This window comes from Saezia sanguinis (assembly GCF_963921665.1).
GTDB classification, from domain to species: domain Bacteria; phylum Pseudomonadota; class Gammaproteobacteria; order Burkholderiales; family Burkholderiaceae_C; genus Saezia; species Saezia sanguinis.
Map to the genome: position 1 here is coordinate 93522 of NZ_CAWUGC010000006.1, position 21433 is coordinate 114954.

At 53.0% G+C, this 21433-nt stretch carries 18 protein-coding genes and 2 tRNA genes; 13 read left to right on the forward strand and 7 right to left on the reverse strand.

Annotated elements, in window-relative coordinates:
- The first annotated feature begins 16 nt into the window (after positions 1 to 16).
- The 3 genes from rph to hemW are packed head-to-tail and all read left to right on the forward strand — an operon-like array spanning position 17 to position 2575.
- On the forward strand, positions 17 to 742 hold the full coding sequence (gene rph, locus AACY98_RS04995; RefSeq protein ID WP_339802340.1) for a ribonuclease PH: 726 nt from the start codon (positions 17 to 19) through the stop codon (positions 740 to 742).
- A gap of 29 nt (positions 743 to 771) precedes the next feature.
- The gene (rdgB, locus tag AACY98_RS05000; RefSeq protein ID WP_339802342.1) at positions 772 to 1389 is read left to right on the forward strand and encodes an RdgB/HAM1 family non-canonical purine NTP pyrophosphatase; all 618 of its coding nucleotides are present in this window, start codon (positions 772 to 774) and stop codon (positions 1387 to 1389) included.
- Complete coding sequence (hemW, locus tag AACY98_RS05005; protein WP_339802345.1) at positions 1382 to 2575, forward strand: radical SAM family heme chaperone HemW; 1194 nt, start codon at positions 1382 to 1384, stop codon at positions 2573 to 2575. Before rdgB ends, hemW begins: the two co-directional genes overlap by 8 nt.
- A gap of 5 nt (positions 2576 to 2580) precedes the next feature.
- On the opposite strand, the gene AACY98_RS05010 is transcribed toward hemW, so the two are convergent.
- Entirely contained in the window at positions 2581 to 4323 is a 1743-nt protein-coding gene (locus AACY98_RS05010; protein WP_339802347.1) for a VanW family protein, read from the reverse strand.
- A gap of 314 nt (positions 4324 to 4637) precedes the next feature.
- Between AACY98_RS05010 and eco the strand changes: the two genes are divergently transcribed.
- Positions 4638 to 5120: a serine protease inhibitor ecotin gene (gene eco / locus AACY98_RS05015; protein ID WP_204250805.1), complete on the forward strand. Its 483-nt coding sequence runs from the start codon at positions 4638 to 4640 to the stop codon at positions 5118 to 5120.
- 16 nt (positions 5121 to 5136) lie between these two features.
- Here eco and AACY98_RS05020 read toward each other — a convergent pair whose 3' ends face one another.
- Positions 5137 to 5691, reverse strand: coding sequence for an NUDIX hydrolase (locus AACY98_RS05020; protein ID WP_339802356.1), 555 nt, complete (start codon positions 5689 to 5691; stop codon positions 5137 to 5139).
- Positions 5692 to 5811: 120 nt separating this feature from the next.
- Between AACY98_RS05020 and AACY98_RS05025 the strand changes: the two genes are divergently transcribed.
- The 6 genes from AACY98_RS05025 to AACY98_RS05050 all read left to right on the forward strand — a co-directional run bounded on the left by AACY98_RS05025 (position 5812) and on the right by AACY98_RS05050 (position 9922).
- Entirely contained in the window at positions 5812 to 6507 is a 696-nt protein-coding gene (locus tag AACY98_RS05025) for a fumarylacetoacetate hydrolase family protein (RefSeq protein ID WP_339802358.1), read from the forward strand.
- A gap of 78 nt (positions 6508 to 6585) precedes the next feature.
- Positions 6586 to 7392: a peptidoglycan editing factor PgeF gene (gene pgeF, locus AACY98_RS05030; RefSeq protein WP_339802361.1), complete on the forward strand. Its 807-nt coding sequence runs from the start codon at positions 6586 to 6588 to the stop codon at positions 7390 to 7392.
- 246 nt (positions 7393 to 7638) lie between these two features.
- Positions 7639 to 8826: an acetyl-CoA C-acetyltransferase gene (locus AACY98_RS05035; protein WP_126978075.1), complete on the forward strand. Its 1188-nt coding sequence runs from the start codon at positions 7639 to 7641 to the stop codon at positions 8824 to 8826.
- A gap of 38 nt (positions 8827 to 8864) precedes the next feature.
- Positions 8865 to 9602, forward strand: a complete 738-nt coding sequence (gene phbB, locus AACY98_RS05040; protein ID WP_126978073.1) for an acetoacetyl-CoA reductase — start codon at positions 8865 to 8867, stop codon at positions 9600 to 9602.
- A 117-nt stretch (positions 9603 to 9719) separates the two neighbouring features.
- Positions 9720 to 9795 (forward strand) — tRNA-Glu (locus AACY98_RS05045).
- 50 nt (positions 9796 to 9845) lie between these two features.
- Positions 9846 to 9922: transfer RNA gene (locus AACY98_RS05050), tRNA-Asp, on the forward strand.
- A gap of 115 nt (positions 9923 to 10037) precedes the next feature.
- On the opposite strand, the gene AACY98_RS05055 is transcribed toward AACY98_RS05050, so the two are convergent.
- Positions 10038 to 13031, reverse strand: coding sequence for an autotransporter outer membrane beta-barrel domain-containing protein (locus tag AACY98_RS05055; RefSeq protein ID WP_339802364.1), 2994 nt, complete (start codon positions 13029 to 13031; stop codon positions 10038 to 10040).
- A gap of 255 nt (positions 13032 to 13286) precedes the next feature.
- Here AACY98_RS05055 and AACY98_RS05060 point away from each other — a divergent pair, with 255 nt between their 5' ends.
- The gene (locus AACY98_RS05060) at positions 13287 to 13478 is read left to right on the forward strand and encodes a hypothetical protein (RefSeq protein ID WP_339802367.1); all 192 of its coding nucleotides are present in this window, start codon (positions 13287 to 13289) and stop codon (positions 13476 to 13478) included.
- On the opposite strand, the gene AACY98_RS05065 is transcribed toward AACY98_RS05060, so the two are convergent.
- Entirely contained in the window at positions 13455 to 14294 is an 840-nt protein-coding gene (locus tag AACY98_RS05065) for a transporter substrate-binding domain-containing protein (RefSeq protein WP_126978065.1), read from the reverse strand. The genes AACY98_RS05060 and AACY98_RS05065 overlap by 24 nt on opposite strands.
- Positions 14295 to 14662: 368 nt before the next feature.
- Between AACY98_RS05065 and AACY98_RS05070 the strand changes: the two genes are divergently transcribed.
- Positions 14663 to 15322 (forward strand): amino acid ABC transporter permease, encoded by a 660-nt coding sequence (locus AACY98_RS05070; RefSeq protein ID WP_339802370.1) that lies wholly within the window; start codon positions 14663 to 14665, stop codon positions 15320 to 15322.
- Positions 15319 to 16089, forward strand: a complete 771-nt coding sequence (locus tag AACY98_RS05075) for an amino acid ABC transporter ATP-binding protein (protein ID WP_339802372.1) — start codon at positions 15319 to 15321, stop codon at positions 16087 to 16089. The genes AACY98_RS05070 and AACY98_RS05075 overlap by 4 nt, the downstream gene beginning before the upstream one ends.
- A 7-nt stretch (positions 16090 to 16096) precedes the next feature.
- Here AACY98_RS05075 and AACY98_RS05080 read toward each other — a convergent pair whose 3' ends face one another.
- The 3 genes from AACY98_RS05080 to AACY98_RS05090 form a co-directional block, all read right to left on the reverse strand.
- The gene (locus AACY98_RS05080; RefSeq protein ID WP_339802375.1) at positions 16097 to 16549 is read right to left on the reverse strand and encodes an Lrp/AsnC family transcriptional regulator; all 453 of its coding nucleotides are present in this window, start codon (positions 16547 to 16549) and stop codon (positions 16097 to 16099) included.
- 196 nt (positions 16550 to 16745) lie between these two features.
- The gene (locus AACY98_RS05085) at positions 16746 to 19337 is read right to left on the reverse strand and encodes a bifunctional aconitate hydratase 2/2-methylisocitrate dehydratase (RefSeq protein WP_339802377.1); all 2592 of its coding nucleotides are present in this window, start codon (positions 19335 to 19337) and stop codon (positions 16746 to 16748) included.
- Positions 19338 to 19719: 382 nt separating this feature from the next.
- Positions 19720 to 21264: an AAA family ATPase gene (locus AACY98_RS05090; RefSeq protein WP_339802379.1), complete on the reverse strand. Its 1545-nt coding sequence runs from the start codon at positions 21262 to 21264 to the stop codon at positions 19720 to 19722.
- Positions 21265 to 21433: the final 169 nt, after the last annotated feature.

Here is a 21433-nt window from a genome sequence, read left to right on the forward strand (position 1 = left end):
TAATCAGGGGAAAATAATGACTTTTCAGCGTTTTCAGGAGCGCCCGTGGGATTCTCTTCGTGAGGTGCGCATCAACCGCCATTTCACTTGTTATGCAGAAGGATCTGTTTTGATCGAAATGGGCAACACCCAGGTGCTGTGCACTGCATCGGTGGAAGAAAGGGTGCCTCCGCATAAAAAAGACAGTGGCGAAGGCTGGGTGACCGCCGAATACGGCATGCTGCCACGTGCCACGCATACGCGCGGGCAAAGAGAGGCGACCAAAGGCAAACAGAGCGGGCGCACGCAGGAAATTCAACGTCTGATCGGTCGTTCATTGCGTGCCGTATTTGATTTAAAAGCGCTGGGGCCGCGCACCATTACATTGGATTGCGATGTATTGCAGGCCGATGGCGGCACACGTACTGCCAGCATCACAGGGGCCTGGGTTGCTGCTTACGATGCAGTCAACTGGTTGCTGGAGCAGGGGAAAATTCAGCACTCTCCCATCTTGGATTCGGTAGCGGCCATTTCAGTGGGCATGGTGCATGGCACCGCACTGCTGGACCTTGAATATACAGAGGATTCTGCCTGCGATACCGACATGAATGTGGTGATGACCGGCAAGGGAGGCATGGTGGAAATACAGGGCACAGCAGAAGGTGAGCCTTTCAGCCGTGCGCAACTGGATACCATGCTGGCGTTGGCGACCAAGGGCATTAACGAGCTGACAGAGCTGCAGCGCGTGGCGCTGGCGATTTGATTTTGTGATTTCGAATAGGGGCATTCACGGTGGAACTGATCCTGGCATCCAACAATCAGAACAAACTCAAGGAGCTGAACGCATTGTTATCCCCCTTGGGGTTTCATTTGCTCAAGCAGGGCGATCTTAAAATACCTGAGGCCGAGGAACCTTTTGACACCTTCGTGGAGAATGCACTGACAAAAGCACGCCATGCCGCCAGACTGGGCGGCAAACCGGCCATTGCCGATGATTCCGGCATTTGCGTGCAGGCGCTGGGCGGTGCGCCCGGTGTACAGTCGGCGCGTTATGCGCAACAGCCTGGCGGACCGAAAAGCGATGCGGCCAATAATGAACTGCTGCTGCAACGCATGCAGGGGCAGGCAGACCGACAGGCGCGGTTTGTCTGTGCACTGGTGGCGGTACGTCATGCCAACGACCCGGAGCCGCTGATTGCCACCGGCCGCTGGAATGGTGAAATCCTGCATGAACTGCGTGGCAATGGCGGTTTTGGTTATGACCCGCTGATGTTCATTCCCGCACTGGGGAAAACTGTAGCTGAACTGGATGCCCACGAGAAAAACCTGCACAGCCACCGGGCCCAGGCCATGCAGCAGATGCTGGCGCTGATGAAATCTTACTGGGCAGACAGTCTCTCCCATGCCTGAAGCGCCGATTTTTTTTCAGGGACGGCAGTCCATTGCATTGACCGAACTGCCGCCGCTTTCACTGTATGTGCATTTTCCCTGGTGCCTTCGCAAGTGCCCGTATTGTGACTTCAATTCGCATGCATTGCCTGCCGATGGTATACCGCAAACAAAGTATCTCAATGCCTTGTTAAGTGATTTGCAGACCGTGCTGCCGTTGGTCTGGGGGCGCTCGGTGCAGAGCGTGTTTATCGGCGGGGGTACTCCCAGCCTGCTGACCCCTGATGGTGTGAACGAGCTGTTATCGCAGCTACGGGCCTTATTGCCGCTGGTTCCGGGCTGTGAAATCACGCTGGAAGCCAATCCGGGTACGTTTGAAGCGGATCGTTTTCAGGCCTTCAGCCAGGCGGGAGTGACGCGCCTTTCGCTGGGGGTGCAGAGTTTCAATGATCAAAAACTGAAAGCGCTGGGGCGTGTTCACAATGCGGCTCAGGCGTGCGCTGCAATTGAAGAGGTGCAGAAACACTTTGCCACATTCAATCTGGACCTGATGTATGCATTACCGGAACAAAGTCTGGATGAGTTAAGCGCTGACCTGGATACAGCGCTGGGTTATCAGCCGCCGCATATCAGCATTTACCATCTGACGATGGAGCCTAACACTTATTTTGCCAAGTATCCGCCACAGGTTCCGGATGATGATCTGGCAGCCGAAATGCTGGATCTGATTACCGAGCGTACCGGCCGTGCTGGCATGCAGCGTTATGAAATATCAGCCTACGCCAAAACCGGGCATCAATGCACGCATAACCGCAACTACTGGGAATTCGGGGACTATATCGGCATAGGTGCCGGGGCACATGGCAAGATCAGTTTTCCAGACCGCATTGTGCGGCAGGTGAAACACCGCGATCCGATGCTGTATATGCAAAAAGCATTGCAGGGTCAGGCACTGGCGCAGGAGCATGTTGTCGCACCTGACGAGCTGGCTTTTGAGTTCATGCTCAATGCATTGCGTTTGAAAGAAGGCGTTGCCTTGCGGCTGTTGACGCAACGCACCGGATTGCCGGTGCAGGCGGTTGCTGACCGGTTGGAGCGTGCTGTACAACAGGGGTTGCTGGAAAACGATGGCCTGCAGATCAGGCCGAGTGCCAAAGGATTTGATTTCCTAAGTGACTTGCAGGAAATGTTTTTACCACCAACTTGACCAGCTTATGGTTTGAGTGCATTAGTCAGCGCTTGATTTAAGCCTTCCACATCGCCGGGCGTAATAGGCGTCCATGCCAGATCGGCGGTCAGGCCGCAAGCCGATGTGGCCAGCACCGGCTTGCCCAATGCAATGGCCTGCAGCAGCCCGCGCGGCATATGTTCCACCCAGGCGGGCAGTACCACCACATCGGCCTGCCGGATGCCTTCGAGCATGGATGCTGTGCGCTGTACATTGAAGCCATCCCACAGATCTGGCGTTTCTGCTGCACCTGGCGGCAGTAGCAACTGCACAGGCATGTCCAGCGTACGCAGTGCTTCGCGCAGTTCGTAAACACCTTTACGCGCCAGTGATGAGGCTGCCAGCATGACTTTAGGTTTTTGCCCGGTGTCGGGCGGGGCGGATTGTTCAGAGGCCGTGGGCTTTAATTCAGGTACCAGCCAGGGCAGGGCGATGCCTTTGGCACCGGCCAGCTTCAGTATTTCGGCATGGGGTGTGACCCAGTGGCTGGCAGCGGCAAGCGCTTCCTGCTCCGCCTGCATCAGGAGCTGATCAGCGCGAAAGTCGCTTAACGTGGTGGTTTGCGGGTAAAGCTGTACCGCTTCATCCAGCCTGCGCTGGATGTCGGGGATGGGCAGCGCGGTCATCAGCACATCGTATTCACGCCCGCGCAGCTCTCCGGCCATCCACAACCACGGCAGCAGGGATTGGGGTATGACCAGATGAGTGTCTGATGCATCCAGTTGACGCATCAGATTGCGCGCAATGTGGCTGAACCGGCTGTTGTGCGCTACCGGCAACGGGTGGCCGCGCCAGATATGAAAGCGCCGCATCAGGCGCGAGTTGAAATTGGCAATGCGTGTACCCAGAGGTGGGGCGGCATCTGCCTGGGCAACAGTGGAAAGCAGTTTGTCCTGCTTGCCAGCCTGTTGCTGACGCCATTGCGTAAATTCAGGCCATTCCTCTTCGGTGACCAGCCAGGTTTTATGTGTATGCAACGGAATGTCTCCTACATGCAGGTAGCAATCGGTGCGGCCACATTGTGTGCAGTCGCCCATGGCATCGGGCGCACGGTGTTTTTGAGGCTGCACCGCCACCAGAGGAATGTGTTTGTCCTGATGCCTATCCGCCAGAATGCGCACCGACAGGTGCCGCCCATCCATCTTGACCTGGAGCAGCCAGGGGTGGCTGGCGCGTATGCGCAGGTCGCGGTAATTCCAGAACACGGTGGCATCGCGGTCCTGCTCAGCCAGCGATCCGGCAATGACCTGCGAATGGCGATGTCGCTCTACAACTTCAAGCCCAGCCTGCAGGGCGGCATCGTAAATGCCGTTGGACAACTGGCACAGCCCGCCGCCAACGGTGGGAATGATGCAGCCTTCGCGCAGTTCACGCCCCTGAGCATAACCGCGCTGGTGTGTTGCCCGCCCGATCTGTTTCCAGAAGCTGAAAATTTTCCCGGCCGGTATGACCAGGCCGTCCAGATGCCGTGCAGCCTGGCGCAGGTTATGAATTTTGCCAGCAACCAGCATGCGCGCAGTTTCCTCCCCTGACCATAAGGGGGAGCTTGATTCGGACAACAGCCTGCCGTTTGGCAAGTGCTGTCCGGGGGCATGCCGCGGAATGCGGTGATATACATTCTGCACAGCGCGTTGCATACGCAGACCCCAGGCTTTGCATTCAAAGACAACGCCATGCCAGCGGGTTGGCAGGTCAGCACCGGAAACTTTTTTTTGCGTGGACTTCATACAAATATGATGGCAACCAGTTCAGTTTATGAAAAAGCTCTATGGTGTTCTATGCATAGATGCACGGTGGTTTAGCGGCAGCATCAGCATGAGAAACACATGGCCATTGGATCTCCTGTCAGAACAGTGTACTTGCAACAAACAGGGTTATTTTCAATAGTACACTGTGATGCGGGGTCTGCTGTTCGGCACTCCGATATGGTTGCGGCAGCAGTACCTTCTGCTGAAATCAAGGTGGCTACCTTGCATGAGGGAACCATTACGGTTGGCAGGACTCTTATATCCATTGACTGAAATGAAAGGGATCTGTTTCGATGAATAAAATGAAAAACTTACTGGCATTGACACTGGGTTCTTTTGTGATGATGCAGGGCGCTATGGCAACACAGCCGCTCAAAGAGATTGCGCCTTATCCTGAGGCAGAAAAAGGCTTTACACGGCAGGTTATTTTTCTGCCGGCACTGCCCGATGAAAATGACGCTAAGGTTGAACTGCTGATCGGCAAGACGATTGAGGTGGATTGCAACCGGTATTTTTTTGGTGGGCAGTTACGCACTGAGACTTTGCAGGGCTGGGGTTATGACTACTATGTGCTGGACGAGCTCAAAGGGCCCGCCGGTACGTTGATGGCATGTCTGGATCAGCAGAAGAGAGAAGCCTTTGTCACCATGCAGCCGCAGGGCCTGCAGCGCTATAACAGCAAATTGCCGATTGTGGTGTATGTGCCTGAAGGGGTGCAGGTGAAATACCGCATCTGGCAAGCTGAGGACGAAGTGAAAACCGCTCAGGAACAATGAAACTGTGATACACCGCCTATTTGATCAAATCGGCGGTGTGCACCGTGCTTCCCAGCGTGTGTTGCTGCATGTCCTGAAAGTAAAGCCTGAGCGCGGTTTCTATGGTTCTGAATGCAAGATGCTCCCAGGGAATATCATTTTCAGAAAACAACCGGGCCTCGATACTTTCGGGGCCTGGTGCAAAGCGGTCTGAAGTCAGTTGAGCCAGGTAAAAAAGATGCACCTGACCGGCAAAAACCACATTCATGACGGCAAAAAGTGCGCCCATATTGAAGGTGGCGCCGGCTTCTTCCACCGTTTCGCGCGCAGCCCCTTCAGAAGTGGTTTCGCCGAGTTCGAGAAAACCGGCGGGCAGTGTCCACAAACCATAGCGGGGCTCAATGTTGCGGCGGCACAGCAATACCTGGTCATTCCAAATGGGGATGGTGCCCACCACATTGATCGGATTCTGGTATTGAATGGCACTACAGGCCGGGCACACGGCACGAAGGCGCGAGTCGCCCGGCGGTATCACAAAATGAATGGTATGGCCGCATTCGCGACAAAATTTGATGGTGGGAACAATAGACATAGCAACAGTTTAACGATATCCGGGAAAATGTACATTCCAGCAGGGTATCAGCATGCACGATGCCCTCTTCAGATGGCATGATTGGTACGATATCATCTTTATCTTGGCAAGGAGTTTGGTGTGAGTTTTATCATTGATCCTCCGGCTGTTGCAGCCGTTCCTGTTGCAGGACAGTCCCATTTGTTTCCGGTGCACCGCATCTATTGTGTTGGCCGTAATTATGTAGAACATGCCCAGGAAATGGGACACAGCGGGCGTGAGGCGCCATTTTTCTTTTTAAAACCTGCTGATACGTTGCTGCCAGCGAAAAGCGGCCAGACAGTGGATATGCATTATCCTGGGCTGACCTCCAACCTGCACCACGAAGTGGAGTTGGTAATTGCCATTGGCATGGCGGGCAAAGATATTGCGGTAGAGGATGCCATGGCTTATGTCTGGGGCTATGCTGTCGGGCTGGATATGACGCGCCGCGACCTTCAGGGCGAGGCGAAAAAACAGGGGCGTCCGTGGGACATTGGTAAAGGGTTTGAAGAGTCTGCCCCCATTGGTGAGATATTGCCTGCAGCCCAGGTGTTTGACATTGACCAGGCGGCCATCTGGCTGGACGTGAACGGCCAGCGCCGCCAGCAGGGCTCTATCGAGCAACTGATCTGGAATATACCAGAGATCATTGCAGCGATTTCCCGTGCCTGGACTTTGCAGCCTGGCGACCTGATTTTCACTGGAACACCTGCCGGGGTAGGTGCCGTTGTGCAGGGTGATGCGCTGGTGGCGCACGTGGACGGGCTGCCGGAATTGGCTGTGAAGATTATCTGAGCGTCGTAACAGTGCTATAACGTCAGGCAAATGAATTTGCCTGCGTTTGAATGGAAGCATCTTGTTTGAGAAGACCACATGAACATGCGTATCGATGAGCAGGCGTTGATTATTCCTGACTGGCAGCCTCCTGCCGGGGTTCGTGCACTGATGACGACCCGTGCAGGCGGCGTGAGCCAGGGGCCTTACGCCAGTTTGAACCTGGGAATGGCCACTGGTGATGATCCGCTTGCCGTGCAGGAAAATCTGGGCCGTCTGCGGCAGACGCTGTCTGCATATGGGCAAAGTGTTGCATCCGCATGGATGTTTCAGGTGCATGGCACACATACGCTTGATCTGGATGATGAAACGATCCGCCAGCAGTTAAAAGCAGGGCAGGTGTTGCAGGCAGATGCCAGCTTTTGCACCACGCCGGGCATGGCCTGCGTGGTACGTGCTGCCGACTGCATGCCTGTGTTGCTGGCTGTTCCTGGGGGCGTTGCTGCAGCACATGCCGGTTGGCGCGGGCTGGCCAGTGGTGTGATTGATGTTGCACTGCAAAAATTATTGCAAACAACCAAGCAAAAACCGGATCAGGTGGTGGCCTGGTTGGGGCCGTGCATCGGGCCGGATGCGTTTGAGGTAGGAGATGATGTCAGGGATGCTTTTATACAGAGACATCCCGACAATGCAACTGCCTTTCGGCCTGGGGAGGCATCAGGCAAGTGGTATGCCAATCTGCCGTTGCTGGGTCGGCTGGCATTGGAACGTGCAGGCGTCAATCAGGTTTATACCGATGGCAGATGTACGGTTACGCAGGAAAATCTGTTCTTCTCCTACCGTAGAGATCAATCGCGCCTGGGTGGAAGCGGGCGCATGGCGGCATGCATCTGGCTGGATGCATGAATGCCGGTGAAACGTTAAAAATCAGGGTGCCCGTAGGGGTATTTCGCTCTGAACCCCGAATGGTTTGCATGTGGGTGCAAAATATTTTTTTGCAATGCAAAAAGAGGGTAGAATGGCATAGAGAAAAACAGTTAGATCTGCAGTTTCAACAGCTTACCGCATCCATTCAGCGGGAGCAGGAATTGTTTTTAATGCAAGAGGCTTGCGGCTTAGGCCATTGACTCATTTACTCAAGGAGATAATTTTATGAAAGAAGTCGTTATTGTTTCGTCTGTCCGTACTCCGATCGGCAAGTTCGGAGGCAGCCTGGCCACAACGACTGCCATGGATTTGGGCGCTCTGGTCATCAAAGAGGCACTGGCACGTGCGAATGTCTCTGCCGATAAAGTGGATGAAGTCATTATGGGCCATGTGCTGACAGCCGGGCTGGGGCAGGACCCGGCACGCCAGGCAACGCTGAAAGCAGGGTTGCCCAATACCGTGCCAGCCACCACCATCAACAAGGTGTGCGGTTCCGGCCTGAAGTCGCTTGTCTTGGCTGTACAGGCGATTCGTGATGGTGATGTGGATGTGGTGGTTGCCGGTGGTCAGGAAAACATGAGCCGTTCTGCTCACATTCTGCCCGGCTCCCGCGATGGCCAGCGCATGGGCGACTGGAAACTGCAGGACACCATGCTGACAGACGGCTTGACCGATGCCTATGAGCATTACCACATGGGTGTGACCGCAGAAAAAGTGGCACAGAAATATGACATTACACGCGAAACGCAGGATCAGTTTTCCATTGCATCGCAGCAAAAAGCCATTGCCGCGCAGGATGCAGGCAAATTCAAAGATGAAATTGTGCCTGTTGTGATTCCACAGCGCAAAGGCGATCCGATTGTGTTTGAAGCGGATGAATTCATCAACCGCAAAACCAATCTGGAAGCACTGGGCAAGCTGCGCCCGGCGTTTGTGAAAGAAAACGGCACGGTGACAGCCGGTAACGCTTCCGGTATCAATGACGGTGCCGCCGCAGTGGTACTGATGTCGGCAGAGAAGGCCAAAGAACTGGGTGTGAAGCCTATTGCACGCATTGTCAGCTATGGCAGCGTGGGGCTGGACCCGGCTATCATGGGTATGGGGCCAGTAGGCGCAATCCAAAAGACACTGAAACGCGCAGGCTGGAAACAGGAAGATGTTGACCTGTATGAAGTGAATGAAGCATTTGCCGCGCAATCGTGTGCAGTGCTGAAAGAACTGGGTTTGGATAAAAATGACAACGTCAACGTGAATGGCGGCGCAATTGCGCTGGGCCACCCGATTGGTGCTTCTGGTACCCGTATTGTGGTGACACTGCTGCACGAAATGATGCGCCGCAATGCCAAGAAAGGTGTGGCCGCACTGTGTATTGGTGGTGGCATGGGAATTGGCATGGCCTTTGAAAAGGTCTAAATTCCTATTGCTGCGTAGAAAAGAGCATGTGGACAGATATGGATCAACGTGTTGCTTATGTCACTGCTGGAATGGGTAGCCTGGGGACAGCAATCTGTCAGCGTCTGTACGAGGCTGACTTCAAGGTTGTTGCAGGCTGCGGGCCCAGCCGTGACTACCAGAAATGGCTGGATGAGCAAAAAACGCTGGGCTATCAGTTCCATGCTTCTGTAGGTGATGTGGCTGACTGGAACTCCACGGTGCGGGCTTTTGAAAAGGTCAAGGCCGAACATGGTCTGGTCAGCATACTCGTCAACAATGCAGGCATTACCCGTGACGGTTTTTTTCGCGACATGAGCAAAGAAGACTGGTATGCCGTACTCTCCACCAATCTGAACAGCCTGTTCCATGTTACAAAGCAGGTGATCGATGGTATGATCGAACAGGGGTTTGGCCGCATCATCAATATCAGTTCTGTCAATGGGCAGAAAGGCCAGATTGGCCAAACCAATTATTCCACTGCCAAAGCCGGTATTCATGGCTTCACCATGGCGCTGGCACAGGAAGTGGCTGATAAAGGCGTGACGGTCAACACGGTCAGCCCGGGTTATATCGGCACGGCACTGGTACAGACCATTCGCCATGACTCCATGGATAAAATACTTTCTGCGGTACCTGCCAAAAGGTTGGGGCGGCCGCAGGAAATTGCCTCCATTGTGGCCTGGCTGGCATCAGATGAGGCCGGATACGCCAACGGCGCAGACTTTTCCATCAATGGCGGTTTGCACATGGGGTAACAGGGGCTTTTCCCTGGCGAAATATGTCTGCTGACTTTAAAGAAAACAGCATATTCTCTTTAACCCAGCACTTGCTTTTTTACTGAAAATTTATTAGAATTCCAAATTCTCTGCGATGTCCCCATCGTCTAGAGGCCTAGGACACCGCCCTTTCACGGCGATAACCGGGGTTCGACTCCCCGTGGGGACGCCACCATATGATGGTGGCAAGGCTGCTGATGCAGCATGGCATACAGGGTAACTGGAGCGGTAGCTCAGTTGGTTAGAGTATCGGCCTGTCACGCCGAGGGTCGCGGGTTCGAGCCCCGTCCGCTCCGCCAGTTATCTCTTTTGCATATCCTTTTCAGGGTACCATTTTCTGCCCACCGACTTCCCCGCCAAATGAAAGCCGCATTAAAAATGCAGTTGCATGGGCATTATTTATAAGATATGCATTTACCACTGCCATCCCAGACCAAGCTGTATATCATATCTGCGGTAATCCTGAGCGCCTCTCTGCAAGCCCATATGTCCCCATAGGCTCAATGATTCGGTCAGTTTACCCTGAACTCCCAATTTGATTTCCCCGACGTTTTTTGCAATGTCTGAATAAAGTGAGACATAGTTAAGCGTCCCTTTGTTCTGCATGCTGTTATACAGCCAGTTCAGCTCAACAAATGGCGTAACATGGTTTTTGCCATCTGTATAAACCCCATACAGGCGTGCACCGAGTCTGCTTTGCCAGCCGTTGACGTTAGTGCTGCTATACCGGGTGCTGTGGCTGTCATAAAAACTATCGGTGTCTACATGGCTGTAGATGACTTGTGCGTGCGGCTCAAGTATCCAGCTCTTGTCGTGATCGGTTTTGAGTTCAATGCCATAACCAAACTCGGCAGACAAGGAATAGCCTGTGCTGTTGTATTTGGTTTCGCTCAGTTGCGCAGCGCCGCCAAGTTTATTGTGATACCACCCGTAGTATGCCCATACGTCAGCGTAGGGGCCTTTGTTTTCTTCGGGCAACCAGCTCAGATAAGCACCCACCTGGTAGCCCTGGACTTTACCGGTAGCCGTGGTGCCTGTCTGGTTGGACTTAATGTCTGCGTTGCTGCTGCCATAGCCGGTATAGATGCCGGCAACAATGCTGTCCTTGTCGATAAGGTCTGCGCCAATCTGTACCAGACTGGTGCTGATGTCTGCACTTTGTCTTGCATTAAGCAGGTCTGTACTGGCATCGCTGTGGTTGGCGCGTATCCACATGGTTTGATCTGATGAGCGTACCGTGTTGCGCCTGTCCAGAATATTCTGGTTGAACATGGTTGCAGCTATATACTGGTTTGCATGGTACGCACCCATATTGGGATTAATCAGCCAGATTTTGCCGGAGTCTGTATTGCCAGAGTCTGAACCGCCTGAGTCCGGATCTGGCGGAAGTGTGTATACAAAGCTTTGCAGGTACCAGTTCTGTGCGTCTGCGCCGCTGCCGCGGTTCAGGATGTATTCATAAGCGCCGGCCAGTACCGGCGAAGCAAGCGTAAATGCATTTGCATCACTGGTTCCATCCACCTGAACAAGCAAAATACCTTTGCTTGTCTGTGCCCCCAGCCCGCCGGCGTTATTGATTGACAGATAGGTCGTTCCGGTTGCATTGGCGCCAATGTGCAGCAGGTCAGTCGGGGAGGTATCGCCCCCCAGTTGGGTATTGAACACCATGTTGGCAGCGTTGCCGGTGTAGTTGCCTGAAACCTCAAGTGTCTTATAACCACCCACAGCAGGTGAAGAGAAAGCGACGGTACTGTGATCATTTAACAGCGTGGTGAGATTGGAGGATGCGGTTATATCCCAATAGCTGTTGTTGTTTAATGATAAATCAAACTGGCTTAGTGAATCTGTGATCGCTGCGCCTGTGAATTGGGAAGCATCGGCATTCAGTACCAAAGCAGTTGCCCCTGCAGAAGTGGCAGAAACATCGAAAGCGGTGCCGTTATTGACGTTGAACTGTGTTCGTGTCAGGTTCAGGTTCAGGTGCCCGTCTTCAACGGCAATGCTGCGCGTGTTGCTTTGAATGACGCTGTCTGTCAGCGTGATCTGACCCGGTGCTGCGGCAGTATTGCCTGACGCATAAACTGCACTAGAAGTAGGCGTTGTTCCTGTTACGGTCAACTGAAGATTCTCTGCTTGGATACTGGAGCCAGTACCCAAAGATGCGATGCCGTAAACCTCATTGCCTGTCGCATTGATCGTTATACTATCGGTCTGGGTGATGGAGCCCCCGCCGCTGGCATACAGGGCTATTGTGGTGCTATTGGGACTGGAGAGCTGCCATGTGGATTGCCCTGTGAGGTTCACCGTGGTTGCCGCGCCTGAATAGATACCGTAAACCGCACTGCTGCTGCTCAAGGCGCTGATATCCCATTCGGATTGCCCACCCATGGTGACAGACGACCCGGCACCCGAAGCGTAAATTCCCCCGGCTATTGCGGCGTTACTGGTAATGTTCCATTTGGATACCCCAGGGTTGGACAGCGTCACTTGCCCTGCGGAAATGGCAGCTACCCCAAGCGTCCAGCCATTGCCGGTAACGGTCAGGTCAATATCGCCCGTGGTCTGCACTTTTCCGGAGTTGTTGGCATAAAGTGCATATGCTCCTGACGCTGCTTGCAGGCTGCCGGTTAAAGAGTTGATCGTGACCAGAGCCGCTTGGCCTGAACTGTTCGTGCCGGTGGCATATGCTACATAGGCGATGTTTCCGCCTGTGATATCAACATCCAGATGGCCGCTGACGGTGGTTTTGGTCTGCGTGGCGCTGGCGCTGTTTCCATAAGCGGAAATACCTAAAGCCGTTGCATTGTACAGGCCGCCTGTTCCATCCATGACCAGGCTGACGTTCTCTGCTGTCAGAGTACCAATGGAGCTTACAAGCCCATAACCATTCAAACTGGCACTGTTGGCATTGTAGACGGTCAGATCGGTCTGCCCGGTCAATTCAACCACGCCATTGTTATTGGCGTATGCGCCGTAAGGATTATCTGATTTAACATTGATTGTCAGATCGCGGGCCGTTATATAGCCATTATTTGCTGAGATGCCGGTGGCCCCGGTCCAGCCCGCGGCGGCGTTATAGCCTTCTCCTTGAATATAACTGCCAGTGCCCAGGTCGATACGGGCTTGCTGATCGGCATAAACAACACCTGTTTGGGTTAAATTGGTGCTTTCCGCGCGAATACCGCCTCCGCCCGTGACAATGATGCTGGTGCCAGACCCGCTGGCATAAATGGCGTACCCAAAGACACCGCTATTCACATAAGGAATCGTGTCCCCGCCTGTCAGATAGTTTGTTCCTGAATATACGAGAAAAGGAGGGTGTGTTGTTTGCGCATGCGCCTGGAAAGATATTCCTCCATATCCCAAAATCACAAGAGATGCAATTCGCACCAAAGGCGTTTTTATCATAAACAATACCTTCATAAATTTTAAGTAACCTGGATGGTGCTTCAGATCTCAGGGTAATATAAAACCGTTTTGCTTCTGAAAAACAAAACGGGTATTTGACTGTGTCAGCTATGCGCTTGATTATACTTGAGAATTACTCCAAAACATTGGGGATGTGTTCCTGCAAAAAAACAGATTCATCCCGAGTCAGAGCATCATCCTGTACATTTGTCCGGCGCCGACAATTTGGAATAAATATCGTCGGATTATTGGTACATGGAGCAATTGTTAAAGATAGGCAGAAAAATGGCTCACGGTTCCAACTTGAAAGTGGGCATTGCCTTTGATAAATTATTTTTTGAAGTGCTGCGTTTTGAGGTAAAACAGTCTGGCACAGATAAAAAAACGATAGTGTTTGGTCACTATCGTTTTTTTGTGAAATTGTTAGAAACTGATTTCTGCCGGTAGTTGGTCAGGTGTTACACCGGAGAATTTTTCCAGATTGGCCAGTACGGTTTTTTGTACAAAGCCGCTGGCACGTATTTCTTCAATCCAGTTGTTAACATATTCCAGCATGCGTTTGTCTTCTTCTTTGCGCAAGCCAATGTTGGTTGTGGTTGTCTGAATAGGCTGCGGCAAAATGATTTTGCCGATGTTGGGGTTCTTGCTGTAAATGCGTAGTGCCAGCACAATGGCAAGTACCTGCGCATCGGCCCGGCCTGACTGGACTGCCATGGTTGCTTCAGTGGCACTCTTGAGACGAATCAGCGTTGCATTGGGACACATTTTGCTGATGAACTGGTCGTGTGAGGAGCCAATATCCACCGCGATCTTGCATTCGGGCTGGTTGATTTCTTCCCACGTTTTAGGCTCGAACCCTTTACGGGCAACCAGCACAAATGCGTTGTTAAACAGCGGATTGGTGATATCGATGGCTTTGGCGCGCTCTGGCGAGGGGTTGACGCCCATGAAGATATCAATTCTGTTGGATTGCAGTTCCATCACAAAATTACCCCAGGTGGTTTCGTTGACGTCCAGGCTGACTTTGAGTTTGTCTGCAAGGTTTTTGGCAAAGTCAATCATGAAACCTTGCCACTCTCCTGAATTCAGGTCTTTGTGATAGTAGGGCGCTGCGCCTGGAATGGCGCCAATGCGCAGGGTTTTGGTGCGCTGAATCCGGTCCCACGCGCTTTCAGTTCCGCCCTGAGCGAATACAAAAGACGGCAGTGCTGCGGTTAAGCCACCTGCAGTCAGAGTGGCTAAAAATTGACGACGATGAGCCATGAAAATCTCCTGAAAACAGTTGCAAATACAAAGCAATCAATCAATTTGGATGCGATGATGGTGTTCAGACCGGTTCAGCGCTTGATGATCAAGTCAGCTTTTTTCTGTGACACATCGCATATGCTGAAGTGTAGCTTGATTTTATACTGCACTTTGTATGATGTGTTGTTCATATTGGTGCCATATTCCCAACTGGCAAACCATTCTATATGTACAGTGCTATGCTTTGCACGTTACACGATTTTGGCGTTGAATAACGGGCTATGCAGGAATTCTCCTGTGGTTTGAGGACATGTCAGAAGTGTGCAACCGTTGTTGTTTGTATCTCGTCCCGCATCATGAGAAATTGATGTCGTTCAGGTATCCATATGTATGAATGGAATTTTCAATCGATCTGGGAATATCGCAATCTGCTGCTCAGCGGTGCCGGTGTTACCATTCTTTATACTGTTTTAGTCACAATCTCGGGGTTTATCTTCGGGGTTATTTTCGGACTGGGCCGTGCTTCGCCTCATAAGCTGATTTCTATTTTATGCCGTTGTGTCATTGAACCATTTCGTTGCACGCCCGTGCTGGTGCAGCTGATCTGGATTTATTACGCCGTACCGATTATTTTTAATATTACGCCCTCGGCCGGGCTGGCGGCTTTTATCACACTGACGCTTTATGGCGGTGCATTTTATGCCGAGATTGTGCGTGGCGGGATCATCTCCATTGATGCAGGGCAGAAAGAGGCCGGGCAGGCACTGGGCATGCGCAAATGGCAGGTCATGTGGCGCATTGTGCTGCCGCAGGCGATTAAGCGCATGGTGCCGCCGCTGGTGAACCAGTCGATCATGCAGCTAAAAAATACATCGCTGTTTTCTGTGCTGGCGGTTCCCGATCTGTTGTACCGGGGCGAGGTGATTCTGCATGAAATGTACCGGCCGCTGGAAGTTTACACGGTAATTGCCATCATTTATTTTCTGATTCTGTTTCCTGTGACCTGTTGGGCCGAACGTTTGGAAATGCGCGGTCAAAAATCATGAAAAACGGTAACTGCATGATCTCTATTCGCAATTTGCGTAAAAGTTTTGGGCCGCTGGAGGTTCTGCGCGATATCAATATGGATATCTCCAAAGGCGAAGTTGTGGCACTGATTGGTCCTTCCGGCTCCGGCAAATCAACGATGCTGCGTTGCATTAATCTGCTGACCGAACCGGATGGCGGTGTGATCCAGGTCGGAGCGCAGCGTTTCGATTTTGACCAGTTGCAAGGGCATCGGCTGGGGGATAAGGCTTTGGCGCAGTTCCGGGCTCAGACAGGGATGGTTTTCCAGCATTTCAATCTGTTTCCGCATATGACGGCATTAAAAAATGTAATGGAAGGGCCGGTGACAGTGCTCAGGCGGGCTAAAGCCGATGCGCAGGAACTGGCAATGCAACTGCTGGAGCGTGTCGGGCTGGCGGATAAAGCACATGCACACCCGGATGAGCTCTCCGGCGGGCAGAAACAGCGCGTGGCGATTGCCCGGGCGCTGGCCATGCGCCCTGATGTGATGTTGTTTGACGAAGCCACTTCTGCACTGGACCCTGAACTGGTGGGCGAAGTGCTCTCCGTGATTGAAGGGCTGGCCAGAGATGGCATGACCATGATTTTGGTGACGCATGAAATCGCTTTTGCCAAAGCGGTGGCGGACCAGGTGGTTTTCATGCGTGATGGCGTGGTGGTAGAGACTGGCACACCTTCACAGGTAATTGACAATCCGCAGCAGGAAGCCACGCAAACGTTTTTAGCGCGGGTGAAGCACGCCTGATTGTGAATCAGCTTGCGCTGCGGTCGATTTTGCGTGCCAGCACAATTGAAGTGGTGGTTTTCATGACGCCATCAATATTGCCGATCTGGTTGAGCAGATGGTCAAGCTGTTCCGGATTGATGGCTTTGACCCATGCAACGTAATCAAACTCGCCGCTGACAGCGCACAGCAGTTGAATTTCCGGAATGCGTTCCAGCTCCACAACGACGGCCTGGTTGGATTTGGGCTGCACGGTGATGCCGACATAGGCATTCAGCTCCGAGGACAGCACATTCTGCCCGAGTTTGACGGTGTAGCCGGTGATGGTTTCGTTTTTTTCCAGGCGTTCAATGCGGGCAATGATGGTGGTGCGGGCGACGCCGAGTTTACGCGCCAGCTCAGCAATGGATTCACGTGCATTGACCTGCAACAGCGAAATAAGTTGACGGTCGGTTTCGTCCAGCAAATCGAGACGTTTCATGGGAAAACCTTCCTCAAGACATAATGTTTTGATTATATAACGATCAGTGCCTCATTCTAAAATAAAGATAGGTTGTGACGATCAGTTCATGCAATCTGTATTGTCATAGGTCAGGAAAGATGTGAAAACGCCCTCGTGTTCAGAGGGCGTTTGAGAGCTGATGTGCAGCTTATGGCTGCAGGTGAGAAAAGCAGGTTCAGGCAGTGACTGTTTCCGCTGCTTTTTCGTACTCGGCCATGGTGTCAAAATTCATGTAACGGTAAATCTTGTCACTGTTGGCGGTCAGCACGCCCATGTCGGCCATGTACTCTTCCTTGCTGGGGATTTTGCCCAGCCGTGAGCAGATGGCTGCCAGTTCTGCCGAGCCAAGGTATACATTGGTATTTTTGCCCAGCCGGTTCGGGAAGTTGCGGGTGCTGGTAGACATGACGGTAGCGCCTTCGCGCACCTGTGCCTGATTGCCCATGCACAACGAGCAGCCCGGCATTTCGGTGCGTGCACCTGCAGTGCCGAATACGCCGTAATGGCCTTCTTCGGTCAGTTGCTTGGCATCCATTTTGGTTGGGGGAGCAACCCACAGTTTCACCGGAATATCGCGCTTACCTTCGAGCAGTTTGGATGCGGCACGGAAGTGGCCAATGTTGGTCATGCAGGAGCCGATGAACACTTCATCTATCTTGGTGCCGGCAACGTCGGACAGGGTTTTCACATCATCCGGGTCATTCGGGCAGGCCACAATCGGTTCGCTGATTTTGTCGAGGTCAATTTCAATCACGGCGGCGTATTCAGCATCTGCATCAGGCTGCAACAACTGTGGGTTATCCAGCCACTGTTCCATTTTCTTGATGCGGCGTTGCAGGGTGCGTGCATCCTGGTAGCCGTTGGCAATCATCCATTTCAGCAGCGTGATGTTGCTTTGCAGATATTCGATGATGGGTTCTTTGCTCAGGTGCACCGTGCAGCCTGCTGCAGAGCGTTCGGCCGACGCATCAGAGAGTTCGAATGCCTGCTCCACCTTCAGATCCGGCAGGCCTTCAATTTCCAGAATGCGGCCAGAGAAGATGTTTTTCTTGCCTTGTTTGGCAACCGTCAACTGGCCATTTTTAATCGCTTGCAGCGGAATGGCGTTGACCAGGTCACGCAGCGTGATGCCAGGCTGCATTTTGCCTTTGAAACGCACCAGCACCGACTCGGGCATGTCCAGCGGCATGACACCGGTGGCAGCAGCAAATGCGACCAGACCGGAGCCGGCCGGGAATGAGATGCCAATCGGGAAGCGGGTATGCGAGTCGCCGCCGGTACCGACGGTATCGGGCAGCAGCATGCGGTTAAGCCAGGAGTGAATCACACCATCGCCCGGGCGCAATGCAACGCCGCCGCGGGTGCTGATGAAATCGGGCAGCTCGTGGTGCATTTTCACATCGACCGGTTTGGGATAGGCCGCTGTGTGGCAGAACGATTGCATGACCAGATCGGCAGAAAAGCCCAGGCAAGCCAGGTCTTTGAGCTCGTCGCGCGTCATCGGGCCGGTGGTGTCCTGTGAGCCTACGCTGGTCATGCGCGGTTCGCAGTAGGTTCCGGGGCGAATGCCTTTGCCTTCAGGCAGGCCGCAGGCACGTCCGACCATTTTTTGTGCCAGCGAATACCCCTTGCCGCTGTCCTGAGGCTGCTCAGGCAGGCGGAACAGGGTGGAGGGCGGCAGTTTCAGCGCTTCACGCGCTTTGGCGGTCAGGCCGCGGCCGATGATCAGCGGAATACGACCACCGGCGCGTACTTCGTCAAACAGCACATCGGATTTGACTTTGAATTCAGCGATGACCTTGCCGTCTTTGAGCGCTTTGCCTTCATAGGGGCGCAATTCAATCGCGTCCCCCATGTTCATCTGGGAAACATCCAGCTCAATAGGCAGTGCCCCGGCATCTTCCATGGTGTTATAGAAAATGGGCGCAATTTTGCCACCCAGGCAAACGCCACCAAAGCGCTTGTTGGGAATGAATGGAATGTCTTCACCGGTCCACCACAGTACCGAGTTGGTGGCTGATTTACGGCTGGAGCCTGTGCCCACCACATCGCCCACATAGGCCACAAGGTGGTTCTGTTTCTTCAGGTCGGCAATGAACTGGATCGGGCCGCGTTTGCCGTCTTCTTCGGGCTGGAATGGTGCGCCGGGTCGGGCATTTTTCAGCATTGCCAGTGCGTGCATCGGAATATCCGGACGGGTTGTGGCATCCGGTGCCGGTGACAGATCGTCGGTATTGGTTTCGCCTGCAACCTTGAATACGGTGATGGTCAGGCTCTGGGGGACTTCCGGCCGGCTGGTGAACCATTCGGCATCGGCCCAGCTTTGCAGCACGGCTTTGGCGTTGGCATTGCCTTTTTCGGTTTTTTCCTGCACATCGTGGAAGGCGTCAAACATCAATAAGGTCTTTTTCAGACCATCTGCGGCAATGGTGCCGACTTCTGCGTCGTCCAGCAACTCGATCAATGGCGAAATGTTGTAGCCGCCCAGCATGGTTCCCAGCAGTTCCGTGGCTTTGGCGCGGTTGATCAGAGGAGATTTTTCTTTGCCCAAAGCCACTGCGGCCAGATACGATGCTTTGACTTTGGCGGCATCGTCCACGCCGGCAGGAACGCGGTTGGTGATCAGGTCAAGCAGAAAATTTTCTTCTCCGGCAGGGGGATTTTTCAGCAATTCGATCAGATCAGCGGTTTGCTTGGCAGATAACGGTAGCGGCGGAATTCCCAAAGCGGCGCGTTCGGCGGCGTGTTGGCGATAGGCTTGCAACATGGCAAATGTTCCTTCAAGAAAAGACGTGGGATATTAACCGTTGCACACAGCAGGAACAGGCTTGTTATTGCAGGCCGCCTGTCCCCCATGAAATTCACCGCTGTGCAGTTGATCCACATGGCGAATTCATGGGGCGTGCGGTTGTCTCCTTCAGCAGTCGTTCTGGCGTTCTTTTCTCTTAAACCATCCTGAACAAGCCTTACCCGGTGGGTGTTCAGTTATTGTGGAGATAGTTTACAGTCTTATATAAGACATAAGTGTTGTTGACTGTATTAGTCATGAAGAAAAGTCGGGTATCAAAAAGCCTTCCGAATGTCTGCTGAGCAGAATTTCGGAAGGCCGGAACAGTGTATGATTTTTAAGGGGCTTTAAAGAGGTGCAGTCAGGCAAACGCTTTTAGCAGGCGCCGGATATTTTCCTCATAGCCGTTGGCTTGGACAGGTATGGCCTGCTTCAGTTCTTCAGCACTCAAAGGCTCCTGGTTTGCCTGTTGCGCCTGGGCAATTTCCCAGTTGGCATCAGACGGTTCGGCGGATGTCTCCTGCCGTTGCTGCAAACGGGCCTGCAATACATCGTCAGGCGCCTGGCAGTCAATGATGTGAAATGGCACATCAGCCGCCAGTGCTGTTTGCTGCGCCGCTTGCCGTTGGGTCTGCTTCAGGTAGGTGGCATCAATGATGACGGGGAAACCCGTTTGCAGTATGTCTGCGGCCAGTTGGTGCAAGCGCTCGTACGTGGCTGCATTGGTCCGCGGATCATAAATACCGTGATTGAAAGCGGCTACCGTATCATCACTTCGGGCATACAGGCGTTTGCGTTCGATGTCTGAGCGCAACCTGATGGCTCCTGTTGCTTCTGCCAGTTGCATGGCTGTATGGCTTTTTCCGCTGCCGGAGATGCCATGCATAATGCTCAGAAAACGTTTTGGGGTGACGCTGTGCTGCTGGGCCAGCGTTGCGTAATTGCGGTATTGTTGAAATATGGCGGCGCGCTGTTCCGGCGTTGTTTGCGGTGTCATGCCAAACAGGCTGACTTTGGCGCGAACCATGGCCCGGTATGCCATATAAAAAGGCAACACAGCCAGTATCTGGTAGTCTCCTGTGCGTTCCAGATACAGGTTGATAAAACGGTTGCATAAGGCATGCAGGCCGCGCGCTTGCAAATCCATGGCGAGAAATGCGACATCGGCGGCAACATCTGTCAGGCGGAAGTCTTCATTGAATTCAATGCAGTCAAAAATGACAACCTGATCATGGAAAAGCGCCATATTGGCCAGGTGAATATCGCCATGGCATTCCCGGATAAAGCCGTTGGCTTTACGGGCTGAAAGCACAGGTTCAAGCTGCTGGTAGCTGTCTTGTGCCCAGCGCTCCAATGCGGCCAGTTGTTGCAGGTCTTTGTCGTCACTCAGCATGGGCCGGATCTGATCAAAATTCTGCTGTACCGGTGCCATCACGTGTTCCGGTGTGCCATAGGGCAGGGTTACCGGAACTGCCGGGGTTTGCAGGTGAAAGTCTGCAATCTGCCGTGCCGTCGAATCAATATATTCGGGCTTCAACTCGCCTTGTTCCAGCAGATTCACCAGCAACTGTTCCTGTGAGAACTGGTTCATTTGCAGTGCATATTCAATGGCAGGGCCTGTCCCGTTGAGCTGCGGGGCATCCGATGTGCCTGTAATGGGCAGCACTTGCAGGTAAAGATCGTGCGTCAGCCGCTGATTGAGTTGCAGTTCAAGCTCGCAGAAATGTTTGCGGCCTTCGAGTTCGGTGAAGTTGACAAAGCCAAAATTGACCGGTTTTTTGATCTTGTAGGCAAAAGGCCCTGTCAGAATGACCCAGGAGATATGGGTTTCAAGAACCTGAAATGATTCAACAGGATGGGGGTACAGTGCAGGATTTTGCAGGGCAGCGATCAGAGATTGGCTCATATGTTGTCTTTGTCAGAGTCATGCATAAAAGAGTGCCTTTATGCATGGGCAGTGCACATGCCATATGGGTTATACGGCAAAGCACTGCGAAAGGTTAAAGTGCCGTTATTATAGAAGACACACACCCGTTGGCCAGGGAAGAGCGTGATACTCAGCCTGGCCAGGGGGT